The following is a 25,805-nucleotide window of genomic DNA, read 5'->3' as shown; positions in this document are numbered from 1 at the left end:
ATACTTTTAACTTAATAGTCAAAAATGGGGTTGTGCCAAAATATCTATATGGCATAACCCCTTTATTACATATGAATGTACCTTTTACATCAAAACTTCCCGTCTAATTTTGTGTTATTCATAACAAAGTAAACTGCTATCTTCGTAATCCCACTTTTATATCTGAACTTGACTGATTATATCCGTCCTATTTTATAATTTACTTATTCCTCTATCTTTGCAAATCCTTAGGGTCAATAAAAAATTTAACTTCACCGGTATCAACATCAACTTTTGCCATTACATCTACTGTCTTTGACATAAGCGGGCCTTTCCCAGTTATTAATTTTAGTTGATTAGTTCCGTAGGTTGCTGTTTTAAAAATCTTTTCAGTCATCAAAACTCTCCTTTATTGCTAATTTTAATAGTTTATAAATTCCACACTCATTGTTTCTGCATCAATTCTCACATGTGTCCCCAGTGGCGTGGTCATCATTGGAACAGTATGTGAACTATCGTAATCATAAATAATTGGTGTTTGTTCCCCCAATTGTTGCCATGATAATCTCAACTTCAGGATTATGAATCAGTTCATTAATTTCTTGTGCACGCTCAATAATACTGCCAGAACGATATCCATCTATCTTTCCTGTGAGACTACCTGGTATCAATTTAACGCCATTTTCTTTCAAAAATTTTTGAGCACGTTCAAATCTTTTAGGTGACAAAACAGTTATTGGTGTGGAACTTGTATAAAAACCGATATTCATCCCATTACCTCCTTAAAATTAGATTGGCTAAATCAATCCGACAACTAAACTAATTTTCTTCAGACTGCTGAAGAGAGACACCATCAAACATTGCTGCCAGTTCGTCATTATTGAACAAACTGCCTTGTTTTATAGTTAATGCAAGCGGTAGTATTTTAGTGCCTAATAAATCAACTATTTTTTGAATCTTTGGATTTGTGGGCTCAATTACTCCTTTTTTTGAAACTTTATATAAGAAAAGATTTCGATTGCTATTTCGCTTTCCCAAACTTTTCTTGTGTTCATTTAAATAATTAAACATTTCCACTTCTTTGCCATGATCTGAATCTTTAACTATGTATATAATATCAGTCATTTACTAGACCCTCCTGTATTTATATCTGACATTTTTTCTCAATTTGTTGAATATTTACTACAGAAAATACTGACTCTGAATTCATTAGTTTCCAAATTCTTGCATATCTCTATTCATAACTACTATTATATATTAGAATAATATTATACATGGCGAAATTCTTTAAGTAATGACCAAGTTGGTTTAAAAATACTGACAAATATTTTAACTTGTGCAACTAACAAGTATCTCTTCGCCCTATAAGGAGACAATATTAAACATTATGAAACCTAAAACTTATCCTAGTAAACGTACACGTTCACAGCATACATATACATTTTACAAAGAACGCCGAACTGATCCTGCGTGGCGTGAAGATTACCTCAGAGTTAGGTCTATCCGACAACGCACGTTTATTATCGAAATTGCACTTGGAATTATTTTTATTTTTGCAGGAATCTTAATTTTTAACGAGTCGCAAAAACAAATTACACGTAACTCAAATAATTATGCTGCAAATTCATCGCAGACAACCACTCAAGATAGCAGTTCAAGCAGCATGTCCAAAGCCTCAAAAAGCGAGGCTAGTTCGGTCAACTCAGTCACACAATCAACAACCATTACTAATTATTCACACTATAATAAATATTCTGGAAAATACATAGGTTATGCTAATTCATATACTTTAGATTTTAAAAAAGGAACACTAACTACAGATGACACGAATCAAACACAAGTTTATTACTTCAAACAAGTTATCCTGCATCCCGACGATAGCCTAGTAATTAACGTTCACAGCACAGCTTTACAAAGTATTCCCAGTTATTTGAGTATTCTTTTAGTACCTGCAAATAAAAGGATTACAAAAAACTGGCAAACAGGTTCCAGCCTTGAGGATACTACTGACGACTCGACAAATCGCCTAAGTTTGGCAACCTCTGATAATGATGGTAAAACCTACAATATGAGTCCTGCTTATAATGCATTTTCTGAGAATAGTACTTCCGGTTCAAGCAGTTCTTCTAGTTACTCAACAATTTTCGCAACTACAAATTAACCAATTATTTCAATTCATTTATTAAAATTTAGCTCAACAGTATCATTTTGATCTATGTAACTACATGAAATACAGCAAAACCTCCACTTTATTTCATAATGTACTCAATCATTTTCAGCAGAACTGACTCATTTTGGGCTGCAATCTTAGTCTTTAAGATTTCCTCCTTGGAATAGCCAAATATATTACCTTTGATATATCGACTATCTGACTCAACTAGACCATTTAATGTGGCTGCTGTGGTCTCCATATGAAATTGTAATCCGATTACTTTTTCCTGATAAACGAATGCTTGATTTGGACAAGCATCCGAACTGTATAATCTGATCGCCTTATCTGGTAAATCAAAAGTATCACCATGCCAATGAAGCACTTCCAGTTCCGTTGGTAAAAAAGAATAATCATTCACTTGTTTCTTAACTTCTTTAAACCCAACTTCTTTTCCATTTTTATTTGGGTACACATTCGCTCTTAGGACCTGTGCAATTAGTTGTGCACCTAAACAAATCCCTAAGATTGGCTTTTGCAAAACAATAACTTCCGCAATTAACTTTTTCTCGGCAATAAGCCAGTCATAGTTATCATGGACTCCCATCGGTCCACCTAAAATAATCAATAGTTCAACATCTGCCGCCTTCGGAAGCGAATAGTCTCCCTCGTACATCTTAATTATTTTTGCATTTAGTTGCTCTAAAATACCCGGCTTTTCAAATGGAACATGCTGTAAAATATATTTTCCCACAGTTAATTCTCCTTTCTGGTCTTACTAACCACATTATTTTTCTTGCCCTTTTGGCAATAGCTTTCTAATCCCCCCAGCAGGATGAAGATCATCTCCAATATACCGGGGCTAAGCCAAAAGTTAAAGTTTGATGTAACCTCTATTTATTCCATATAAACGTGTTCCATAAGTCAAAATCCTCCGTCTAACTTCGAATTACTCATAGCAAAGTACTCGCTATGTTCGTAATTTCGAGTTAGTACTCAAATTTTCCCAACTTATATCACACTCCCTGACCTCCATACTTACCAACATTAACACCGATGTTGTAACCATCAGGCGCAAATTGATGATCCAATAATTCTTTCCCGCTATGTATTAACTTATTTATTGCCAATAATTCTGCTTCACTTAAATCAAAATAGTTTGTCCGATGTTGCTTAGGAATAATTAAAAGGTGTCCCTTACTTACGGGGTGGGTATCCTTGAATCCAACCGCCAAATCATTTTCTAAAATAATTGCTAGCTGTTCCCACTGGCAAAAAACACAAGATAAACTTCTCATTTTTTTCTTCATCTCCCTATGATATTCAGACGACTTCATCCTCAATTTTTATTAAATTCACAATTTTTTCCTTATCTGCTTGCTTTTTAACGATCACTAGGTCGCTTTGATTGGTTCTATTAGCTTTAATTAATTCAAAAATCTTTTTCTCATCATAGGAGAGGACAAACTTCAAGAACTTCCAATATTCGTAATCAAAATGTTCACTGAATTGGTTTGGCATTTCTGGCCGCGTTTTATTATTTATCCTAAATAATATTGAACGTTTGATAATTCGCCAGATAGCTCTAAACTTATTTATCTTCAACCATACAATGGTGTCTGCTTGTCGAAGGCGCAAATTCATTGTTGATTGATAATTTCCCTCTATAATCCAATTATTTTGTTGCATAAAATTAATTTGTTTTTGGATAAACCATTTTTTCGCATCAGCTGAGTAATTTGTTTGATGCCATAAACTATCAAGCTGCAATAATGGATAATCCAGCTGTGTCGCAATCTGCTTAGCCAAGGTGGACTTACCACTGCCGCAATTTCCAATAATTATTATTTTCATCAGTTCCTCCTTTCGCATGTATATTTTTATATTATAATCTATTTCTTTATCTACAACAAAAAACAAGAACCCTCCAAAAATTGGTTGAGTTCCTGCCCTTTTTATTACGTTTAATCGACCGCTACTGTACTCCAAAAATTCTTAGCAATTTCTTGACCTTGTGTAATCTTGGCCCATTGTTGTGAAATCGTCAGCTCATTACCTGAGTCGCATGATGCAAAACCACATTGATGTGAAATAAATAGACGCTCCTTAGGGATAATTTGACTAGCTTTATCCAATAAACGGTAGACACGCTTCTCGTCATCCAACGTATTAGTTTTACTTGAAAGTAATCCTAAAACGACCTCAACATTCGGTTTGTTACGCAAGACTTCAAGTGCTGAAATATCCCCTGCACGATCATCATCCCATTCTAAGAAGAAACGGTCATAATGTTGATCACGTAAGAACTTCTCAGCAATCGCCTTATAGGAACCACCCGCAGCATGGCGACTCTCATAGTTACCACGACAATTATGTGTCCAGATTTTCAAGCCTAACTTGTGACCGTAATCAACAACCGCATTATTGATTGCAACAAATTCGTCTGCTAAGTCCTCTAATCCTTGTGTCCCATCAGTGAAAAAACTACTTTCATTATCATCAGCAAAAAGTTCCCACAAGCAATCATCAAATTGGACAATCTCTCCTCCAGCCTCTTTATAATCAGCTAGAAATTCCTTGTAGGCCTTAATTACCCCATCTTTTAACTCATCTTTTGTTTTATAAACTTGGTTCTCCCCAAAGAGCCCATCAAAGACTGTTAATTCAGTAACTGCATGTGCTGCTCCCCAGACAGTAGTCTTAACTGTTCTTCCCTGTGCTTGTCCCTTGATTTCTTTGAAAATATCAATAAAATGATGATTTTTACCAGATAAAGGTCCAGTAATCTTGATGCCAATGTCTTTACGGGTCTCAAAAATACTGTCATCATGATCCTTAAACGTGTAACCATGGTCAGCAATATATCGTTCAATCCCCTTGAATCCCCACAGAAAGTCAAGATGCCACATTGATTTTGAATATTCTCCATCGGTGATCACACTCAAATTATGTTCAATTTGAGACTGGATAATTTTGCTGATTGCCTTAGACTCTGTTTCCTTATAACCTGGGAAATCATTATAAAATGGATACTTTATATCATCCCGATGTTCAATTTTATTCTTATATTCAAGCAACTCTGGTGTTCGTAGTAATGAACCAACTAATTGAAACTTATCAACTGTCATTTTTTATTCCTCCTGCTTTCTTTCTGTTGAGTACAGTGTAACAAAGATATTCAGTGTTAGATAATACTTGTTTATTTAATGATATAATAGGTATTACCTATAATAGAGGAGGAACTCCATGAGAATCCAACAACTACATTATCTTGAGAAAATTGCTGAGACAGGATCAATGAATGAGGCAGCTAAACTGCTCTTCATCAGCCAGCCTTCACTCTCACAAGCAATGAAGGAACTCGAAAAAGAATATAAAATTCAACTTTTTTATCGTAGTAAGCTGGGCATCACATTGACTGCTGAAGGGCGCGAATTCATCAACTATTCACGCAGTGTCTTAGATCAGGTCAACTTACTAAATGAACGTTTTGGTAAGGAAGCCGTTCGTAAACAAGTCTTCAGTGTTTCTGGTCAGCACTATGCATTTGTTGTGCATGCATTTGTTGAACTAGTTAAAAAGCTTGGAGAAGATGAGTATAACTTTACACTTCGCGAAACACAAACAGAGAATGTTTTAAATGATATTCAAACTTTCAGAAGCGAGCTTGGTGTAATCTATCTGAATAATTTCAACAAGACAGTTCTAATGCGACTAATTTCTGAAAAAAGTCTTGAATTTATTCCATTATTCATTGCTCATCCCCATGTATTCGTTGGACGCGACAATCCGTTAACTAATAAAAAAAGAATCACACTTACTGATCTTGAAGACTACACGTATCTTTCCTATGAGCAAGGTGATACCAACTCATTTTATTTCTCCGAAGAAATTCTTAGCACATTGCAGCATAGAAAATGGATTCAAATCAGTGATCGTGCAACGATTTTTAATCTGATGGTTGGACTCAACGGATATACAATCAGTTCCGGAATCATCAGTAGTGAGCTCAATGATGAAAAGATTGTCGCAATTCCGCTAGATGTACCCGACAGAATGACTCTTGGATATCTTAAAAACAAAAAAATTGAACTCAGTGATACAGCTAAAGATTATTTAGATTTATTAAAACAGCATATTCGCGGATATGGTTTTGAAATTATTGGAGAATAGAGAATAGCCATAAGTTGGAAAAATTTGAGTATTAACTCAAAATTACGAACATTGTATGTGTTTTAATTTGAAGTTAAACGAAGTAATTTGACTCATGAAACATATTTATCTGAAATAGCTAGAAAGGTCCAAAGCAAATTCCATTAACCTATTCAAGAACATTAGTGATGATTTATTTTGTGTTCTTGAAAAAGCTTGATACTAGCTAAGATGATAAGATACAGTATCATCATCACTAATAAAATCGCTAAGAAGTTTTTTTCTGCTGAATAAGACGCTTGTGTTAATCCATTTATCATAAGATCTGCTGCAATATAGCAAAGTGGTATGAACCAGATATATAATACTTTCTTAAATAGATTATCCCTTTTACGAAAAACGAATAATAAAATACTTCCAATAATTGTTAACCCTATTGCAACCAACAGGTAATACATTAAAAAGAGCCTTGGTAATGTGACACTCCCGCCATTTTTATATAGTTCTTTACCATAAATTAACTTATCCTCAGATCCATCTTCGTGGTAATAATAAATCGACTTAACATTTTCTCCTTTTGCATTCAAAATTACATTACCTGCTTTTTGTTTTCTTATTTTACTATCCCAAATAGTTCTCCATGTAGTAAGGCTATAGATATAACCAGATTTTTGATTCCCTCCAGTCTTAATAATTTCGTAACCATTGACTTTCTTGCCAAAATTCAAAAGTAATTTACCATCGTTAATTTTCTCAACAGTTACATTTTCCTGACCATTCTTTAAATATTCAGGAGCCATTAGATAAGCAAATATTAAGGTCATAAATACTGTAGCCACTAAAAATGAAATTATAATTGCAAGTAATCTCTTTTTTTGAAGCATTTTCCTTATTTTTACTAGTGGTCGTTTCTCCTCATCTGTATCGGCAACAAACACATGGTATTCTTCACTCTTTAAAAGTTGCTTACAATCCGGACAATTCGCAAGGTGTTCTTCTACTAGTTTCCTCGAATCATCACTCAACATATTTTCAACATATAGTGGAATCAAATCTCTTATGACATCACATGTTACTTTCATCCTTTGCCTCCATTATTTTCTTTATTTTTTCTTTCGCTCTATAAAAAGTGACACATGCCCAGTTATCATTTTTTCCAAACAAACTTCCGATTTGTTTAAAAGTCAATTCTCCAAAAATTCGCAAAGAAACCACTTCTTTATATGGTTCTGGTAAATTATGAATAATTTCTTGTACCTCCATTGCTTCTTCATCTGAGATTAGTTTTTCCCCTATATCAATCCCACTTTTTTCTTCAGGCATGGAATCGTAACTGACTGCAGTCTTATTTTTTCTTAAATAAGAGTAATATGAATTTTTAGCAATTTGAAATAGCCAAGTTTTAATATCACTCTTTCCCTTGAAACTTTGAATGGACTTCAACGCCTTTAAAAATGTCTCCGCGGTGATATCTTCTGCAATATTTTTGTCATTCGCAATACTATAAATAAAATGATAGACATCTTTAAAATACATATTATATAACTCTTCCAGTTGTGCCACCTTTTCACCTCCTATCTAATAAGACGCTTTTGTGTACAAAGTCTTACAAGTATTGTTAAAAAAATAGTACATCGACCTGTTTACAAATAACAAGTCAGTGCGCTATCTTGTGTAATTCTATTGTTGCCTCTAAATCACCAAGTTTATTATTCCTAGGGGCTGAGTCAAAAGTTAAATTTTGATCCACTCTCTCCATTTATCCAGGATAAACATGTTTCATAAGTCAAATCTCTCTGTCTAACCTCGAATTTTCCCGACTTATAGTACACTCTCATTCCTACTTAATTCTTAAGATTCCAAAATGGCGCACAATAAACGGTGCCTTTATTGGCTTTAATTTGGTCCATGTATTGTCTTGTCCTATTTCCTTCGTATAGTGAATGCCGTTATAGATAGTCTGTCCATTTTTAGTAAATTTATAGGTATCCACATAAAGCCTTGTAGTATTGCCACTAAAAATTGCTTCTAGTCCTTCAGAGCCATCATACCCTGTTAAATTCACATTTAGTGTCTCTGATTTATATGGTCCCAAATAATTATTAGAAGTGGCCCTTGTTAATTTATTTGTCGTAACATCTTCATTCTTATAAAAGAGAATATATTTTCCATCATGATATGTCAGATTTCCATCAATCATGTTATTAGGCAGATTATTCCCAGTTATACTTTGCCAATTATTTAGAATATGACCTGTTTTTTTATTAAAATCAGATACATAAAGCTGAAAATTGCCGGTGGCTGTGGACCTGCCGGCCATAATTATATGATATCTTCCTTTAGCATCTTTAAAAAATTCGGGAGCCCACTCAAAGTGATTAACAAAAATTTTTGAATGCGGCCATTTTATTTTTTCCCAATGCTTAAAATTTTTAGTCCGCACTATTCCTTTAGTATAGACAATATACCAATAGCTATCTATCTTAACAATACTTGGATCACGGACATTTAATCGCGGATAGCTAACATGTAATTTCTTCCACTTAATTCCATCCTTCGAATAAATTAGCCTCAGGCTGTCCTTTCCTGTTGCCTTTCCATCGTAGGTTCGGGCAGTATTATAGGGATCACCTTGAAATCCATTCTTGGCTGTAACTGTCATTGGTTGAAAGGCTGCTGCAACATATTTTGCTTTATTAAAATTGTTGATCTCCTGCTTATAATTTTTTGATTTGAATTTCAACGTCATTTTTCGATTTTTATTATTGAAAAATATAAAAGACCTAGTTGATTTATAACCTGGAACCTTTTCTTCAAGTTGTTTACTGCTCAATAATGTATACGGAACACCATAATACTTTCTTGCATTTACTAACAATTTTGTTCCGTTCTCATCTACAAAGTTAACAGTTATCGTTGTCTTCTTGCTTAGATTCAAGTATATAAAAATTACACTAGTAATTATAAGGATTCCTATTCCAATTTTTTTAAACAACAGCTGATCCCTCCGACCTTAATCAGTTCACATAGTTCCTAAAAATTAACTATTATCAACACTAGTTTCCTTGCGTACTATTATACAACTATCTGTCAGATTCCTTCAAAAATTTTTTGTACAAAAATAAATTTCATACAAATAAGCAAAGTAAAAAGAGACACAATCAAAAGTTAAATTTTGATCTTGCCTCTTTATTTATTCCGGATAAACGTGTTCCAAAACCAAAATTTTCTGCCTATGTCACACTCTTTCCACCCTTAGCTGTCTCTTAATACTGCATATCTTATCCATTATTTCTCTGTAAAATTAATAATTTGCGTTTTTATATCTGTGGGTGTTAATTCAATCACCCTAGCTCCTCGTCTCAGTGAACCATAAGTATTGTATCCAGTTACATTGCCATAACCAAGTTTGATTCCCTTATAATTAGCAATAAAATTATTGTCATGATCATGACCTACAAAAAGTGCTTTAATATTTTGGGCTTTTTTTAAACTATAGAAGAGACCTGAATTATAAGGGGATGCGCAAATCTTTTCGTTTTTTTGTCCCTCTATAAATGATTCTACCAAATTATATTCGGGAAGAGGGATATGCATAAATACGATATCTTGCTTATTTTTACCTTTCTCATAAGGTAAATGCCAAAACCATTCAATTTGCTCGGGTTCGATTGCAGCATAACCATCTGGTTCCTCTCCCAAATAATCACCACTATCCCACACATATAGCACATTACTCAAGTTATTGTTTCGATAAACTTCTAAAGTATAGCTTTCACGATCATTAACAATCATACTATTTTTCTTTGGTGCTCTATGTGTAAGAAGTTGTTCATATTCGCGTAACTCTGCTCTCGAATGTTGCCCCTCACTATCATGATTCCCATAGGTTACCGCAACAGGAACATCGTACTTATTCAACATCCGATACAGTTCACCTAGCACCTTGTCAGGCTCATCAACCGATTTACCCCAAATAAGGTCACCAGTAATCATAACTAAATCAAAATTGTATTCTTTTAGCAATTGTTCAATTTGTTGAATAGTATCACTGCTTGCACTATTGAAGGGATACTCACCCAAATGAATATCTGTCAATTGACAAATTCGAAAATTTCGATTACCTGTAATTTCCAAGCTCATGGCTACATCTCCTACAAATAATATTTATTTTCCAAATATGTGTTGAATCCGGCAGAAACACTTACTACCTTGTGCGCATCTGCACCATAAACTAAAGGTATTTGCTTTTCTTGCGCCTCTCGTATCCAACTATAATTTGGACTAGGTTCTGTCTGTGTACTCCTAAAAAGGCCAGAAAAATTACAATCAAGAAATTCTTTTCTACTAGCAATCATGTCTAAAATCCCAGCTAATTTATCCTGTACTTCTTCATCTTCCCAAATTGCACTGTTAGGAAACTCATTTCTCCATTTACGGTACAACATAATATGACCATATCTTTTAGGCTTGTATTGTGTGTTCCATAATACAGCTTCCATCATCGTAGCTAAATATACTTTAGCAACGTTCACTGGCGTCTTATACTCAGCTAATACTCCATTTTTGAAGTCAATCAAACTGTCATCAACTGCGCTCAAGCCACCTTTTGTTGGCAGAAAATGAACAGACAAGATTGCATCATCAATTTGATCAGCATACTTTAACAGCTGCTGTTGCGTCCACTTCTGAAATTCAGCAATATAATCTATTTCAAATCCAATTAATATCCTGATTTTGTCTTGATATTTCAGCTTAATATCCTGCATTTTGGTAAAATATTTTGGCAATTCATTAATTCGCATGGCAGCTGTATATATTGCATGTGCAGATCCATTTGCTTTTTCATAAAATTCTTGTGGTAATGGGAAATGTTCAGTAATTGAATAAGTTTTAAAGCCTTCAGTGATTGCCTTTTGAATATATAATTCAACATCTTCGCCGCTTCCATGTGAACAAAATTCCGTATGATTATGCCCACTCCAACTATTTCGCGGAATTTCTCTTAGTTGTTCCAAGGTCAACATCCTAAATTCCTACCCTTTCGATGTTGTCTTTTTTGACGTAAAAAGTTATTGCCGTCTCCATCATAAAAGCTTGCTGCTGATTTAGAAATTCCACCTTTAGCTCTAGACCATTTTCTGTAATAAATCTATATTCAAAACGATCGCCTAGTATGGATATATTCTTAACCTTTCCAGAAACCGCCATGTAATCGCTGCTGTCACCAGTTATACTGATTTGGAAAAGTTCTGGTCTAATAATGAAATTGCTCTTGTCATTTTCAGCAAGTTCTACCCCAAGGCTGCGCAGTTGAGCTGCATCAAGGATATTATGATTACCAATAAACTTAGCAATAAAAATATTCTGCGGATGCGTATAGATTTCTAGTGGCGAACCTTGTTGCTGCACCTTTCCATTATCCATCACAATGATTTCATCAGAAATTGCCATTGCCTCAGCTTGATCATGTGTAACAAACAACATAGTAATTCCAAGTCTTTGTTGATACTCCCTAATTTGATTACGAAGTTCTATCCGAATTTTCGCATCTAAAGCACTCAGAGGCTCATCTAATAATAAAATTTTTGGCTCTAAAACCATCGCTCTTGCAATTGCAACACGTTGTTTTTGCCCCCCAGAAAGATTCTCAGGATAACTTTGTTCCTTATCTTGCAGATTAACTGTTTTAAGTATTGCATCAACTTTTTCCTTGATTGTTGCCTTTGGTTCCTTCCTGACTCTTAGACCATAGGCAACATTTTCAAAGACTGATAGATTAGGAAATAATGCATATGATTGAAAAATCATTCCAATATTTCTTTGATTAGCAGCTAAATTCTGAATTTCAGTGTCATCCAGCAGAATCTTTCCTGTTATCTTTTGATTTAACCCAGCAATTGCTCTGAGTACCGTTGTCTTTCCACTACCGCTCGGGCCGAGAAATGTTGTCAATGTATTTTTTTTAATTTTAAAATTCATATCTTTAATTACCTGATTACCAGATAAATTAATGGCTAGGTCCTTCACCTCTAATGAAATAGAACTCATAATTTTTTTGTATCCTCCACTTCTTCTGCTTTTTTACTGCCTTGCCGCTTCATGATAGCAATCATGATTATTGAAATTATTGCTAGAAAGAAGAAGTAAACTGTTGTCAAAACGCTACTTGCCTGACCATTACTCTGCATTAAACGATACATATAAATCTTAAGCGTTTCATAATTTCCACCTAAAATTATATTGGTTAGCACATATTCACCAAAAGCATTTGTAAATGTTAATAACATTGCAATAAACATTCCAACACGAATATTAGGTATCACAACCTTCACAAATGCTTTTATTGGTAAATCACCCAGAATTAATGCCTGTTCGAACATTGCTCGAAAGTCATGGGCAATAAATGCATTATCAAGTGCCTGGTAGGTCACAGGCAGACTCAGCAGTGAAATTGCTAGTAAAAGTACTAACATCTGCGGAACTGGCAGATTAGCGTAGACTCTCACTAACCCAGTGACTAGAACAATCCCTGGAATTGTAAACGGAAGAACAGTAATAAACCTCAATTTTGCCTTGATACTCTCATCATACACATTGGCATAGAATACAACAGGCAAAAAGCAACACATTGCAATGATAGTTGTTACAAACCCAAGAATTATTGATCTTGCTAAAGCAGATAAGAAATCTGAATTAGTGATGAGCTGCAGGTACCATTCGAAAGTCCATCCGTCTGGAAGAATCGTATTTACCCATGATTTAGCAAAGGAATACATAATTGTCGCTACAATTGGTGCAGCTAGATAGATTGAAATCAGTGTGATTACTGTCTTTGCAATTATTCTATCGATATGCTTTTCCATTTTCAGCTGATTCTCCTCCCTTTGATATTTGTAACTCTATTGCCCAACCATACTATTATCGTCATAATAACAGTAAAGAGTGTCGCAAAGGCGCAAGCTAATGGTACATTGGCTATCAATTCGCCATTAATCAATGAGCCAATGACTGTCGGAATTGAAACCAAGTTGTTCCCCATCAAAGCATAGGCTGTTTCATACGTTCCCATCGCATTAGCAAAAAGTAAAACAAAGACTTCCACGATATTCGGAAGTATAATTGGAAAAATTACTTTACCAATAAGAAACGTTTTAGAAGCTCCTAAAACATCAGATACTTCAAACCATTCCTTACTCAAACTATCCAGCACTGGAAAGAAAAACATAATTCCCAAGGGGATTTCAAAAAAAGTATAAGCAAATGTCATTCCCGTAACAGAATAGATATTCAAAGCATCATGTATATGCAAGGTGCTGGTAATTGCCTTAAAAACGCCTGCATTGCCAAATAAAATTATTAAAGAAAATGCTAATGGAACACCTGCAAAGCTTGATGACATATTGAAGACTGTAATCAAAATATTTTTTGTGCTTAGAGACAATTTAGTTAATCCCCAAGCTCCTACCATAGATACCACTAATGACACTACTGATGTTATCAACGAAATACTGATACTGTTATAAATTGCTCCCCGATAATAACGGGAGAAAAAAATCTGATGATAGTTAGAAAAGCTAAGCCCTCCATCCATATTCTGTAAGCTTGAGATCAGCATTACGCATACAGGTATTACTAAGACTGATAATATCAGTAATCCAAATGGTAAAAATATTTTTAATCGTGTTGACATATTTTAGTTTGCTCCTGTTACTTTATTCTTCCATTCCTGGCCTAACTTCAATGTTTCCTTGTTCCAAATATTGTTATTCTTTACGTGATATTCCTTTTTGTGTTCACTCTCAGGAATCAATTTTGCTTTTACAGCTGCTGGTAATTTTACATTCTTACGAATTGGTCGTGCATATCCCTTAGCTAAATTAATCTGACCTGCATCTGATAAAATATAAGATCTAGCAAGTTTTGCTGCATAAGGATGAGCTGCATTTTTATTAATAACTTCAGCATATCCACTTTCGACTGTTCCATCCGTAGGAACAGTAATTTTATAGCGTTTAGAATTAATCTGATGTGCGTAATTTAATGCATTAAAGTCCCACATTACAGCAACTTGAATCTCACCTTTTTGCAAGTTTTCAATTGTTGTATCCACTGTTGATAAGCGATTTTCTTTTTGAAGTTTTGCAAAATAATTAAGTCCTGGATTAATATTCTTTTCACTACCACCATTTGCAAATGCAGCAGCTAAAACAGAATATTGGGCTTGTGCTGCAGTGGAAACATCACCAATTGCAACCTTGTACTTTCCTGAAGCTAGTTGTTTCCAAGAAGTTGGTGCTTCTGAAGAATTAACATTTTTTGTATCTGTAATGAAGACGATTGACCCAGTGTATCCAGCTGAATAGTAGCCATCTTTATCCTTTGCCCATGATGGAATTTCCTTCCAGTACTTCGTCTTGTATGCAGCTAAAAGATTCTCCTTTTTTGCAGTGGGTGCAACATTCAGACCAATATCGCCTATATCAGGTGCACTAGAAGACTTTCCTGCTGATTTAAATTTTTGCAATTCCTGTGCACTAGACATATCTGTATCTGTGTGTGAGATCCCAAATTTTGACTTAATATCATTCCAAGTTCCTATCCAATTTGCCCAAGTGTCTGGCATACCTACAGAAACGACCTTGCCTTCTTTTTTTGCTTGCTTGACAATTGTATTCCAACTGTCTGAAGTAGCACTTGCACCATTGCTATTTGAGCAGGCACCTAATGTTCCCATTACAAAAAGTGCTGCTAAAGTTACCAAGTATTTATTTCGCTTTTTCATCAAAAATAGCCTCCAAAACTTTTTTATGCTCTCTTACCCTAAGCACTCCAAGAAGTATACATAATTAATGTTATGAATAAGTATTTAATGTGTAATAGTTCTGCATTTGTTTCGTAACCTTTTTGTATTATATTAAAACAATTTATTTTTATAATTTATAGTTGTTAAGTTGCTGACAGTCAATAAAAAACATCGCATTCAATTAAGTGTTTTTCTACCTTAATCGAATACGATGCCTACTTTATCGCTTCACTTATTTAGTTCAAAATTCCAGCTTTTTTTCCTGTGATTTTCTGATTAAAATCATCCCTGCGGATATGTACAATAGATCTACGACTAAAACTGCAACCCATTTTTGTAATGTTGGCGTTGCTATTATCACAGTTCCACTGGCGAGTATGCCTGTAAAATCCAGCATAAAATGATATAAAATAGTCCACTTCAAGCTTCCTGTTCTTAGATAGATTGCAGCAAGCATTACGCCAATCGCAAACGCATTAATCACTTGTAATAGCGTTGCCGAAAAGGACTGACCAAAAAGATTAATCATGTGTGTCAATCCAAATAAGACACTGCTGACCAAGATTGCACTCAAATAACTGTTAGGATTACGCGGGCTGTGCTGTAGTATGTTATTCATCAATATGCCACGAAAAAAGGTTTCTTCAAATACAGCTGCTGCTAGCGCCAATAATATTGTATCCGCAATTCGCATCAAACTGAGATTTTGCAAATTCACAAACCAAGATGCAATATAGACACAATAAAAGAATATTGGTAAACTATTGATTCGCAATAATTCATTAAGTGAGAGATCTATTTGGTGGTGTAACTTGAGCTGAAGGTACTTCTTATTTAGAAGTAAGACCAATAAGGTTAGTAGTGCATCATCTACAATAACCCGATTGTCTGATTCAATTCCTGCAAACAAATATGCAAAATGAATTATTGCAAATATACCTATCAAGCATAGCCAGATACCAACGGTCGTCTTCATAGCTCTTAAATTCATTCTTCTTCTCTCCTTTGAGGAAATTATATGTAAAACTAATCATCTTATTATACATTAAAATTCTCTAGAGAGCTTCTTCCATACCAAAACAAACGCAAAGAGAGAGGTTAGGTCAAGCTTTAACTCTTGGCCTAACCCCAGTTTCTACGTATTCACTACCATTCACGTTTAATACTCATACACTCTTGTTTCGTATGGTCGTAATTTTTTAAGGTTTTTATCTTTATCATAATTACTAATTAGTAACTGCTTATTTTCTGGAACATCATAGTTACGCACAACATTCTTATCAGTGAAATTGCCCATGACTAACAGTGTCTTTCCCTCATAGTTACGTTTATACGCAAAGACTTCCTCATCATCCGGATCAAGTTCAACATAATTACCATAGACAATCAAATCACTATTATGCCGCAAATCAATCAATCTCTGATAATAATAGAATATCGAATCCTGATTATTTAGTTCATTCTTTGCATTAATTTCGGAATAATTTTCATTTAACTTCATCCAAGGTGTGCCCTCCGTAAAACCTGAATTCTTAGAATCATCCCATTGCATTGGTGTTCTTGCATTATCACGCGACTCTGTAGCTAAATATCGCATCATCGTATCATGATCAACTAATTTTTCACGATCCACAAGCTGATGATAGGCCTCAAGCGATTCAATATCCTGATAATCTTTCAAATCCTTGAAATGTGCATTAGTCATTCCCAACTCTTCACCCTGATATACATAAGGTGTCCCTTGTAGCATGTGCAGGATTGTTGCTAACATTTCTGCTGATTTAATTCGGTATTTCGGTGAATCATTGCCAAAGCGTGAAACAACTCGTGCACGATCATGGTTATTCCAATACAAGCTATTCCAGCCCTTACCATCTAATGCTTCTTGCCATTTAGAAAGTGACCTCTTCAAATCCACTAATTTAACAGGCTGATCATTCCACTTGCCTAGTCTTGGATCATCATTCATTGTTAGGGTAACATGATCGAATTGAAATACCATGTTCAATTCTTTTGCTTCTAAACCTGTGTACTTAATAGCATCATCTGGAGTTGAACTAGGCATTTCACCAACACTCATTACATCATAATGTGAGAGAACTTTATCATTCATTTCTCTCAAATAATCATTGAGTTTTGGCCCATCTGCTACCATTGGTTCAACATTTGCAAATTCAGCTTGTTTAGGATTAGGCGCATCTGGAAATCCAGCTGGTTTCGATAAAAAGTTAATAACATCCATTCTAAAGCCATCTATGCCCTTATCAAGCCAAAATCTCATTAGATCCCAGACATGTTCACGCACTTCTGAGTTTTCCCAATTCAAGTCTGGTTGACCTTTCGCAAAAAGATGCAGATAATACTGTTTGGTAGACTCATTGTAGTCCCACGTTGAACCACCAAAAAATGAACCCCAATTATTTGGCACTTTTCCGTCTTTGCCATCACGCCAAATATAAAAGTCGCGATATGGATTGTTCTTACTCTTCTTGCTTTCTTTAAACCATTCATGTTGATCAGATGTATGATTAACAACCAAATCCATTACAATCTTTAAGCCTAGTCGATGCGCTTCTGTCAATAATTTGTCGAAGATCTCCATATTTCCAAACTTCGGTTGAATTGAGCGATAGTCACTGATATCATATCCATTATCTTTATCAGGTGATTTATATACTGGATTGAGCCAAATCACATCCACACCTAATTTCTTAATATATGGCAGTCGCTTCAAAACTCCTCCCAAGTCACCTATTCCATCACCATTACTATCTTGAAAACTCCTTGGATATACTTGATACACAACCGCTTTTTGCCACCATTTCTTTTTCATCTTACTATCCCTCTCCTTCAAACAATTATTATTTACTTTTTGCTATACCTTCTTGAGGCTTGTCTTCCTTGATAACACCAACTGCAACAGCACCCAAAAGCATTACAATTCCAGCAACCAGAATCATGCCTGGCATTGAATTGTTGATCAACGGGAAGATTGCAAAACTCGCAACTGATGCAATAATTTGCGGTAAACAGATACCACAATTAAACAATCCCATATAAGCGCCCTCATTTTTACCATTTAGAGCAGAAGTAAAAATTGAAAATGCCTCTGTCTGCATTGTAAGATACGAAATTCCAATTAAACAAAATGGTAAGATTAACAGATATTGATTATGCGTTAGGAAAACACCCACAAAACCAATTGCTCCCATTATAAGACCAACTCGAAACCAAAACTTTCTTTTTAAAGGATTCGTCTTTGATAAGATTAAGAATCCCCAGATAACAGCTGCGATAGATTGAATGCATGTTAAAATTCCATACCAATTTCCTGCAGCTTGATAACCTGCTGACGCCGTATTTGCTGTATTCCAAACATTTTTAGCAATTGCTCCGGTTGCATATGTCCAGAGATATTGGAATGCAAACCAGTCAAATAATTGAACAAATGAAACTTCCCAAAAAGCACGGGGCGCTCTCTTAACCAAAGACCACAATGAAGGAACTTCTTTATGATGATTAGGGTCAAGATGATGATATTCAGCATATGCTACAGGATCATATTCTCTAACCTTCATAACCGTATATACCGAAGTTGCTAATAAGATTATGGCTCCGATATAAAAAGAAAGTCTGACAGATAAGGGAACAACTCCTTGGTCTGCAATATTTGAAACACCAAACATTGTAAGTAAAAATGGAAATACCGTTGCAACAACTCCACCAAGATTACTAAATGATTGCTGCCATGACCATGCTAAATCTTTTTGGTCTTCATTAACCATATCCCCGACAATCATCTTGAATGGCTGCATACAAACATTACTTGATAAATCCATGAATAAAATTGCAATTGCTCCGAAAGTTAGTGCTGCGATAGATGCATATCCAAATCCAAATGACCCCGCATTTGGCAATAACACCATTACTAATGCGGCAATTGGTGCTCCCAACATCAAGTACGGCATTCTTCTACCATACTTGTTTGACCACGTTAAATCTGAATACTTTCCAACTAAGGGCTGTACTATCATTCCTGCCAACGGAGGTAGTATAAAAAAGAATCCTAATTTAGTCGGGTTAGCACCAATTGTCTGGAAGATTCGCCCCATTTGCGATGACTGTAAAGAAAAAGCCATATTGACACCGAAGAAGCCAAAGGTCATTGCAAAAATTGTACTAAGCGGCAACTTGGGAAGAGAGTTGGTAATAACTGAAGTGCCTTTTTTGTTACCGGTTACATTTTTATTAACCGAACTAGAAACTTTCCTTTCCATATCTATCACTCCTCGTATTATATAAATTGTGTAATTGCTTTCACAAAGTATTATAATGCCTAAAGCAAACGTTTACAATAGATATTTATAAAAAAGTAAACGTTTGCCTTAGAGTGTTTATACTTATTTATTTTATTTCTATTTTGCGTTAAAATAATACATATAAACTGTAAGGAGCGTTGTCATGAGCATCACTATTAAAGATATAGCTAGAGAAACCGGTTTTTCTGTCGCAACTGTTTCGCGAGTTTTATCTAACAAGACGGGATTCTTTAGTCCACAGACTGCCATAATCGTCCGCGAAGCTGCTGCAAATCTTGGATACAAAAAAAATATGGCTGCAACTGAATTAGTTACACAAAAGAGTAATGTTATTGCCGTGATTGTTAACTCTACTAAAACAAACTTCTCAGACCAGATAATTAATGGCATTCAAAAAAGGGCTGACGAAGCTGAAAAAAGAGTTATCATTCTATATGCTGGTGAGCGTAATGAACATGCGCAAAAAATTGCATTATCAACTGCTTTAGAACGACCTATTCTTGGAATCTTACTCCTATCGGTTGACCTTTTTCCATCAAATCTTGACATCTTGACATCTTCTCAGATTCCTTTTTATTTTTTATCAATCTCATTTAAGAATAATGAGTTAAATTATATTTCCTCAGATGATCAAGAAATTGGCTATCAAGCAACCAGATACCTGCTTGAGCAAGGACATAAAAATATTGGCATAGCGGGATTAGATATTACAAATAGTGCTCATACAGGCGTATTGCGTTTCAAAGGATATCAACAAGCACTAAATGAATCTGGAATAACCTTCAAACAACACTGGCTACAAACAGGTGACTACAGTTACGAATCTGGAATTATTGCCTTGCGAAACTACTGCTTAAACAAAGACGTTACAGCTGTGATTGCAGCTAGTGATTTAGTTGGAATCGGTATTTTGAACGAATGCAGTCACTTAAAAATTAATGTTCCTGCTGAACTATCGATTATCACTATCGATGGAACTAATCTTTGCAAACTTGTCCGCCCACAATTATCAAGCGTCACTCAAGATTTTTATCGCATGGGATACCTGGGAACTACTTATTTGATTAATAGTGCTCAAAACAATGCTTATACAAGTATCGTAATTAACCAGCGGCAAAGTGTGCAAAAAATTAGTAGTACTGATTACTAAAAAACATACTCCAATAAGATGGAACGTGCTTATCCAGAACAATAGAAAAGGAGGTCAAGTCAAAAGTTAACCTTTGGCTCGACCTCCTTATTATTAATTCCATGTAAATGTGTTCCAAATAATAATTAAAACCAAACTGGCATCATCATTGCTGTAACTGCTATTGCATCATATTTGACAGCACGCTTTTTTATCTGGTTATGCAGCGTAATCAATGCAGCCGGAAAATCTTTTTGATGCTGCCAGTAGTACAGTACAATTTCTTTAGAGAGCTTGCTGGCAACTAAATCACAGTTTCCAGTTTTTTCCAGTTCCTTAGCCATAGCCAAAATAATTTCACCGGCACCTGCTTGCTGCTTAACTTGTTCATCAGCATAAGCAGCACTCAATTGATCCAACATTTTTTCTATCTCATTTTCTTTTGCCATAAGTTCCCTCCTGCAATAATTTAATCAAACAGATTTCTCAAAACTTGCTCCTTATTGTTGATAAACATCTCTGTTATTTGGTAACTCTCTGTTTCCTCATATGCACAATTATGCACTTCTCCATCATCAAATACCAAGATTTCCGCCCCAGGGTATCCTAAAAGAATCGGTGAATGAGAGACAATGATGAACTGTGAGCCAGCGTTGACACATTGCCTAATCTCTGACAGCAGCGCCAATTGCCGCTGTTGTGATAGTGCCGCTTCAGGTTCGTCTAAAATATAGAGTCCGTTTGGCTTGAACTGCTTTTGTGCAAGTGCCAAGAAACTTTCACCGTGGGACTTCTCGTGATAATTCTCTGCTGGATGTTTTTTATCAGAATATTCTAGCTCTTTGGTAGCAACATTGTAAAAACTCTCTGCACGTAGGAAGTACCCCCAATCAGCGCGAATGGCTCCCCGCGATACGCGCATTCCGTTAAACAATTCCGAATGTGTGTCATATGTTGAGAACTGATAATTACGACTTCCACCTTCAGGATTGAAACCATACTTGATTGCAATTGCTTCTAACAAGGTCGACTTTCCACTCCCATTTTCTCCTGCAAAAAAAGTCACTGGATGATTAAAATCAAGTTGTGTTAGTCCACTTAGTGAAGCTATCGTTCGGGTGTAACTCTCTTCGGCAATTTTGTTCCAATCTATCGTGATTCGCTGAATAAAGTTAGCATTGATTATAATCACCTTCTTTTATACTAATACCCTTTGATTTCATATACTTGATATTCTTTATCAAAATAATCCCCTATTTCTTCAGTTAGTCCGACCGACCATAGATTGTGCACATCCCCTCAACCATCAAATAATTTATCAACCTTGCTTACCCCAGAAACTTGATATATCATTTTTCTGTCTCACTAATTTTACTAATCAAATTATAATCGATTCACGCCATAGATTAATCAAAACCATATTCAAATTTGTTTAACTTTATTATAGAATATATTAAACGATAAATCACCCGGAGGGAAAAATGTGCAAACTCTTATTTTCTTTTATTAAGTTATCTCCAATAAAATCTGTGAAAAAGCTAGTGTTCTCCTATGAACGTTAGATATCGTGGTTTTGTCCTAGCTATCTCTGGAGCATCATTTTGGGGAACGTCTGGTGTCGCAGTTCAATATCTATATCTGCACACCACAATCACATCTGCTTGGTTAGTTGACTTGCGCCTGATAGGGACCGGATTACTGCTTACAATCTGGGCTCATTATCTGTATTATGGAGAGATAAAAGCTCTGTTATCTGACAAACATACGTGGCCAAGCTTACTGCCACTTTCAATTATTGGAGTCGGTGGTTCACAATTCACTTATTTTATGGCTGTCCAATATAGTAATGCTTCCACTGCAACGGTCATTCAGTTTCTTTCACCACTGTTTATAATTATGTATATGTTGCTGATCAAACATATCTTGCCTAAGCGAATAGAAATAATTTCTGTCTTTGTAGCAATCATCGGAACCATTTTTTTAGTTACTAATGGCCATTTAGATCATCTGTCACTCTCAATGCAAACACTTGTCTGGGGATTACTAGCAGCCTTTTGTACCGCGATGGAAGTCGTAATTCCCACTCAATTAATGCAGCGCTACCAAACAATTCCAATAATAGGAGTCTCAATGTCACTATGCGGAGCCTGTCTTTCACCTGTCCTCCTATTTATACCATGGCCCCCGCTTACACTGTTTGATTGGGGATTGATTGTGTATATCATCATTGGTGGGACACTCTTTGCCTATTTATTCTTCCTTGCAAGCATCCGCTATATTTCCGCAAGTACTACTGGAATGCTAGGTGCATTTGAACCCCTAGTTGCTACAATTCTATCAGTTGCTTTGTTGGGTACTCATCTTGGTATATTTGCACTTATTGGCGGTACATTGATTATAGTGGCAGCAATTATCCAATCGCTACCCATTGAAAAAATCATTAAGGCACATAAAAAAGCAAGCTAGTCCGAATTGTACTGGATTCGCTTGTTTTTTTAGTCCATTTATTTAGATCGTAACCAATTTTTACTTAGGATTTTTAGTAATATCCGAACCAAAATATTTCTTTGAAAGTTTCTGCAAAGTTCCATCATTTCTAAGTGTCTGCAATGCTTTGTTAATTCGTCCTTGTAGTTTTTTATTTTTCTTATTTAAGAGGGCTGAAATTTTAACTGGTTTAACCTGCTTTGATAAGTCCTTGAAGTGTAAGTCACTCACCTTATTACTCTTAGCATATGCATAATACGCTTCCGCTGCATTTATTGTTCCATTAACTCTGCCTTGGCGAATTAATGACAGACTTGTTGCAAAATCTCCCGAAGAAACAATCGTCGCTTTATATTTTTTTGCGAGGATTTCATTATTGGTCCCTGTTCCTTCTGCAAATTTTTTATTCTTAACCTCTTTCAAGTTATTAATCTTATTTTTCTTTGAAGAAATTAGAGCATAGCGTGAATAGATATAAGGTTTAGAAAAAATATATACTTTTTTTCTTTCAGGAGTCTGTGTTATATTATTTAGCACTATATCATACTTCGAAGCCCCTACTCCTGCAATTAGTGAATCCCACTTTGTTGGTACAAACTTGGCTTTTACTCCCATTTTTTTCGCAAGGGCTTTCCCTAAATCTACTTCAAACCCTGTTAGTTTTCCATCTGAGCGATATGAGTAAGGCTTATATGTTCCTTCTAACCCTATTGTTAATTGACCTTTATTTATTAAGTCATCTTTGTACGAAGATGCGTTAGCCTTCGTGGCTAGTCCTATAAAAATTCCAAAAGTAATTATGATTGCTGCTATTAATACTTCTATTTTTAAAATAATTTTTTGTTCTTTCATATCAAAAATCCCCCAAAATTAGTTTTTATTTTAATACCATAGACGACAGAAATTTCGTAATTCTCAAATTTTTATTGTTTTTGAAAAAAGGATCAGGTTTCCCATCATAAATAATATTTCCATCTTCTACAAATACTATTTTGTCGGCTACTTGTTGTGCAAACGACATATTATGTGTAACAATCACCATTGATTGCCCATCTTTTGCAAGTTGCAAAAGGACCTGTAAAACCTCAAGTTCTAATTCGGGATCTAATGCAGAAGTAGGTTCATCAAGTAAAATATACTCTGGATTCATAGCTAAAGAGCGTGCAATTGCTACTCTTTGTGCCTGACCACCCGAAAGTTCTTCTGGATAATTATCAATTTTAGATTCCAATCCAATTTTTTTTAATATTTTTTTTGCATTTTTAATCGCTGTTTCTTTATCGAGCTTTAACACCTGAGTAGGTCCTTCAATTATATTGCCAAGAACTGAAAAATGAGGAAATAGATTATAACTTTGAAATACCATCCCTGTTTTCCTTCGTACGTAAGATAATTCTTTTTTATCAATCCCCTTTGTAAAGTCAATTATCAAATCATCAAACAAATACTTCCCCCTCTCTGGTGTTTCTAATAAATTCAACGAACGTAAAATTGTTGATTTTCCGGAACCGGATGGTCCTACTAAAACAGTAACCTTTTTCTTTGGGAACTCTAGATTAATATTCTTTAAAACAAGGTGATTACCATATGATTTATTAATTTCTCTCAACTCCATCAATTACCACCTCCTTTTTTGACCTATTAGCCTTTACACCAAGCTTATCTTCTAGCTTACCTTGCCCCCAAGAAAGAATCGTACAAAAGACAGCATAAACTGCGGCTACCAAGGAATACATTAATAATGGCTGGTAATTTTCTGCGGCTATCTGTTGACTTACTTCAAACATTTCAACAATAGTAATTGAAGCCGCTAGAGATGTGTCCTTAACCAAACTAATGAAACTATTTGCCAGCGGTGGCACAGATACTCTCAGTGCTTGTGGTAATATAATTCTTTTCAGAGTCTGATTTCTCGTCATTCCGATTGAAAATGCAGCTTCCCATTGTCCTTTAGGCACTGAACTAATTGCCGCTCTAATTGTTTCAGATGCATAAGCACCCGTATTAAGCGAGAAAGTTATTATTCCTGCAATAAAGGCATCTAGCTTTATTCCTTCTGGAGCCATTCCTTTTATTTTTAAATATGGTAATCCAAAATAAACTATGAACAGTTGTACTAATAGTGGTGTGGAACGAAACAACCAAACATAAAATCTAAAAAATAATTTTACTACCAAAAAGAATCCTTTTCTGCTAGATAATCTAATTAATGCTGTAAAAAGTGCCAATATTATTCCTAGAAAAAAAGAAATAAGTGTTAATGGAACAGTATACTTAAAACCAGCCTCTAAAATTTGAGGCAAAGCTTTGCTGATAATTTCCCACATCTAAATTTCCTCCTAATGTATGTAAAAGTACAAATAAAAAAACGAAATCTTAAAATAAAAGATTTCGTCTCATCCGTTCCATTTTTTAGCTGGAAAAATATCATGCCAAAATAGTGGATCGTCTAAGACCTAATCCACAAGGGCACATATATTGAATTTTGGATTTCAATATGTTCATTTTATTTTCCTCACTAAAAACTAATTGTATTATTATTTTATGCTAACTGATTTAACAAAGAAAGTCAACACCTTTAATAATTAAAAACTGATATTAAATAACCCGTCAAATGTCACAATCCTTATACTAATCACTGAAAATTTATTTTTTATATACAAATACAGATACTATCTATTTTTTAATTTAGAAAGAAACTTGAAAATGGATTAATCCCTTTTTAAACTGAACTTGGTAAAAAGTCAAAAAATAAACCTGACTATTTTCAACATATTAATTTTA

Annotated in this window: 28 protein-coding genes; 4 read left to right on the top strand and 24 right to left on the bottom strand. The window is 34.9% G+C overall.

Annotated features, from left to right (window positions below; genetic code table 11):
• Positions 1-211: 211 nt before the first annotated feature.
• The 3 genes from ABF682_RS04065 to ABF682_RS04055 form a co-directional block, all read right to left on the bottom strand.
• Positions 212-376 carry a hypothetical protein gene (locus tag ABF682_RS04065; protein ID WP_415619076.1) on the bottom strand — a complete coding sequence of 55 codons (165 nt, stop codon included), beginning with the start codon at positions 374-376 and terminating at the stop codon, positions 212-214.
• A gap of 124 nt (positions 377-500) precedes the next feature.
• Positions 501-749 (bottom strand): LD-carboxypeptidase, encoded by a 249-nt coding sequence (locus ABF682_RS04060; protein WP_415619075.1) that lies wholly within the window; start codon positions 747-749, stop codon positions 501-503.
• Positions 750-798: 49 nt separating this feature from the next.
• On the bottom strand, positions 799-1,104 hold the full coding sequence (locus ABF682_RS04055) for a hypothetical protein (protein ID WP_415619074.1): 306 nt from the start codon (positions 1,102-1,104) through the stop codon (positions 799-801).
• A 262-nt stretch (positions 1,105-1,366) separates the two neighbouring features.
• Between ABF682_RS04055 and ABF682_RS04050 the strand changes: the two genes are divergently transcribed.
• A complete protein-coding gene (locus ABF682_RS04050) occupies positions 1,367-2,140 on the top strand; it encodes a hypothetical protein (RefSeq protein ID WP_415619073.1) in 774 nt (257 codons plus the stop codon).
• A gap of 88 nt (positions 2,141-2,228) precedes the next feature.
• On the opposite strand, the gene ABF682_RS04045 is transcribed toward ABF682_RS04050, so the two are convergent.
• The 4 genes from ABF682_RS04045 to ABF682_RS04030 form a co-directional block, all read right to left on the bottom strand.
• On the bottom strand, positions 2,229-2,882 hold the full coding sequence (locus tag ABF682_RS04045) for a type 1 glutamine amidotransferase (RefSeq protein WP_415619072.1): 654 nt from the start codon (positions 2,880-2,882) through the stop codon (positions 2,229-2,231).
• A gap of 262 nt (positions 2,883-3,144) precedes the next feature.
• Entirely contained in the window at positions 3,145-3,426 is a 282-nt protein-coding gene (locus ABF682_RS04040) for an HIT family protein (protein ID WP_415619071.1), read from the bottom strand.
• Between the two features lie 25 nt (positions 3,427-3,451).
• The gene (locus ABF682_RS04035) at positions 3,452-3,982 is read right to left on the bottom strand and encodes a topology modulation protein (protein WP_415619070.1); all 531 of its coding nucleotides are present in this window, start codon (positions 3,980-3,982) and stop codon (positions 3,452-3,454) included.
• 110 nt (positions 3,983-4,092) lie between these two features.
• On the bottom strand, positions 4,093-5,256 hold the full coding sequence (locus ABF682_RS04030) for a cobalamin-independent methionine synthase II family protein (RefSeq protein ID WP_415619069.1): 1,164 nt from the start codon (positions 5,254-5,256) through the stop codon (positions 4,093-4,095).
• 118 nt (positions 5,257-5,374) lie between these two features.
• On the opposite strand from ABF682_RS04030, the gene ABF682_RS04025 reads away from it, so the two are divergent.
• Positions 5,375-6,301, top strand: a complete 927-nt coding sequence (locus tag ABF682_RS04025; RefSeq protein ID WP_415619068.1) for a LysR family transcriptional regulator — start codon at positions 5,375-5,377, stop codon at positions 6,299-6,301.
• 161 nt (positions 6,302-6,462) lie between these two features.
• Here ABF682_RS04025 and ABF682_RS04020 read toward each other — a convergent pair whose 3' ends face one another.
• The 12 genes from ABF682_RS04020 to ABF682_RS03965 all read right to left on the bottom strand — a co-directional run bounded on the left by ABF682_RS04020 (position 6,463) and on the right by ABF682_RS03965 (position 19,363).
• Entirely contained in the window at positions 6,463-7,362 is a 900-nt protein-coding gene (locus tag ABF682_RS04020) for a zf-HC2 domain-containing protein (RefSeq protein WP_415619067.1), read from the bottom strand.
• A complete protein-coding gene (locus ABF682_RS04015; RefSeq protein WP_415619066.1) occupies positions 7,346-7,843 on the bottom strand; it encodes an RNA polymerase sigma factor in 498 nt (165 codons plus the stop codon). Before ABF682_RS04015 ends, ABF682_RS04020 begins: the two co-directional genes overlap by 17 nt.
• Before the next feature lie 277 nt (positions 7,844-8,120).
• Positions 8,121-9,275 (bottom strand): hypothetical protein, encoded by a 1,155-nt coding sequence (locus ABF682_RS04010; RefSeq protein ID WP_415619065.1) that lies wholly within the window; start codon positions 9,273-9,275, stop codon positions 8,121-8,123.
• A gap of 293 nt (positions 9,276-9,568) precedes the next feature.
• Positions 9,569-10,423 (bottom strand): metallophosphoesterase family protein, encoded by an 855-nt coding sequence (locus ABF682_RS04005; RefSeq protein WP_415619064.1) that lies wholly within the window; start codon positions 10,421-10,423, stop codon positions 9,569-9,571.
• A gap of 11 nt (positions 10,424-10,434) precedes the next feature.
• The gene (hisJ, locus tag ABF682_RS04000; RefSeq protein ID WP_415619063.1) at positions 10,435-11,307 is read right to left on the bottom strand and encodes a histidinol-phosphatase HisJ; all 873 of its coding nucleotides are present in this window, start codon (positions 11,305-11,307) and stop codon (positions 10,435-10,437) included.
• Position 11,308: 1 nt separating this feature from the next.
• Complete coding sequence (locus ABF682_RS03995; RefSeq protein WP_415619062.1) at positions 11,309-12,331, bottom strand: ABC transporter ATP-binding protein; 1,023 nt, start codon at positions 12,329-12,331, stop codon at positions 11,309-11,311.
• Positions 12,328-13,146 (bottom strand): ABC transporter permease, encoded by an 819-nt coding sequence (locus tag ABF682_RS03990; RefSeq protein WP_415619061.1) that lies wholly within the window; start codon positions 13,144-13,146, stop codon positions 12,328-12,330. Before ABF682_RS03990 ends, ABF682_RS03995 begins: the two co-directional genes overlap by 4 nt.
• Positions 13,147-13,148: 2 nt before the next feature.
• Positions 13,149-13,973: an ABC transporter permease gene (locus ABF682_RS03985; RefSeq protein ID WP_289979495.1), complete on the bottom strand. Its 825-nt coding sequence runs from the start codon at positions 13,971-13,973 to the stop codon at positions 13,149-13,151.
• Positions 13,974-13,976: 3 nt separating this feature from the next.
• Positions 13,977-15,065 (bottom strand): ABC transporter substrate-binding protein, encoded by a 1,089-nt coding sequence (locus tag ABF682_RS03980; protein ID WP_415619060.1) that lies wholly within the window; start codon positions 15,063-15,065, stop codon positions 13,977-13,979.
• A gap of 262 nt (positions 15,066-15,327) precedes the next feature.
• Positions 15,328-16,077, bottom strand: coding sequence for a lysostaphin resistance A-like protein (locus ABF682_RS03975; protein ID WP_415619059.1), 750 nt, complete (start codon positions 16,075-16,077; stop codon positions 15,328-15,330).
• Positions 16,078-16,245: 168 nt separating this feature from the next.
• Complete coding sequence (locus tag ABF682_RS03970; protein ID WP_415619058.1) at positions 16,246-17,919, bottom strand: glycoside hydrolase family 13 protein; 1,674 nt, start codon at positions 17,917-17,919, stop codon at positions 16,246-16,248.
• Between the two features lie 28 nt (positions 17,920-17,947).
• A complete protein-coding gene (locus tag ABF682_RS03965) occupies positions 17,948-19,363 on the bottom strand; it encodes an SLC45 family MFS transporter (protein WP_289979504.1) in 1,416 nt (471 codons plus the stop codon).
• Positions 19,364-19,547: 184 nt separating this feature from the next.
• Between ABF682_RS03965 and ABF682_RS03960 the strand changes: the two genes are divergently transcribed.
• Positions 19,548-20,555, top strand: a complete 1,008-nt coding sequence (locus ABF682_RS03960; protein ID WP_415619057.1) for a LacI family DNA-binding transcriptional regulator — start codon at positions 19,548-19,550, stop codon at positions 20,553-20,555.
• 125 nt (positions 20,556-20,680) lie between these two features.
• Here the strand turns inward: ABF682_RS03960 and ABF682_RS03955 are convergent, their stop codons facing one another.
• Both ABF682_RS03955 and ABF682_RS03950 read right to left on the bottom strand, forming a co-directional pair.
• Positions 20,681-20,983 (bottom strand): bacteriocin immunity protein, encoded by a 303-nt coding sequence (locus ABF682_RS03955; protein WP_415619056.1) that lies wholly within the window; start codon positions 20,981-20,983, stop codon positions 20,681-20,683.
• Positions 20,984-21,003: 20 nt separating this feature from the next.
• The gene (locus ABF682_RS03950; protein WP_415619104.1) at positions 21,004-21,717 is read right to left on the bottom strand and encodes an AAA family ATPase; all 714 of its coding nucleotides are present in this window, start codon (positions 21,715-21,717) and stop codon (positions 21,004-21,006) included.
• 368 nt (positions 21,718-22,085) lie between these two features.
• On the opposite strand from ABF682_RS03950, the gene ABF682_RS03945 reads away from it, so the two are divergent.
• Complete coding sequence (locus ABF682_RS03945) at positions 22,086-23,000, top strand: DMT family transporter (protein WP_415619055.1); 915 nt, start codon at positions 22,086-22,088, stop codon at positions 22,998-23,000.
• A gap of 60 nt (positions 23,001-23,060) precedes the next feature.
• Here the strand turns inward: ABF682_RS03945 and ABF682_RS03940 are convergent, their stop codons facing one another.
• Genes ABF682_RS03940 through ABF682_RS03930 form a run of 3 tightly spaced genes read right to left on the bottom strand, consistent with a single transcriptional unit; the run spans position 23,061 to position 25,348 of the window.
• A complete protein-coding gene (locus ABF682_RS03940) occupies positions 23,061-23,873 on the bottom strand; it encodes a transporter substrate-binding domain-containing protein (protein WP_415619054.1) in 813 nt (270 codons plus the stop codon).
• 25 nt (positions 23,874-23,898) lie between these two features.
• Positions 23,899-24,636, bottom strand: a complete 738-nt coding sequence (locus ABF682_RS03935) for an amino acid ABC transporter ATP-binding protein (protein WP_289979514.1) — start codon at positions 24,634-24,636, stop codon at positions 23,899-23,901.
• A complete protein-coding gene (locus ABF682_RS03930; RefSeq protein WP_289979515.1) occupies positions 24,617-25,348 on the bottom strand; it encodes an amino acid ABC transporter permease in 732 nt (243 codons plus the stop codon). The genes ABF682_RS03935 and ABF682_RS03930 overlap by 20 nt, the downstream gene beginning before the upstream one ends.
• Between the last annotated feature and the right edge of the window lie 457 nt (positions 25,349-25,805).

It is taken from the genome of Liquorilactobacillus sp. (assembly GCF_047719775.1).
Lineage (GTDB): Bacteria > Bacillota > Bacilli > Lactobacillales > Lactobacillaceae > Liquorilactobacillus.
The sequence above is the reverse complement of the archived record's forward strand: the minus strand, read 5'-3'. Positions and strand labels throughout refer to the sequence as shown.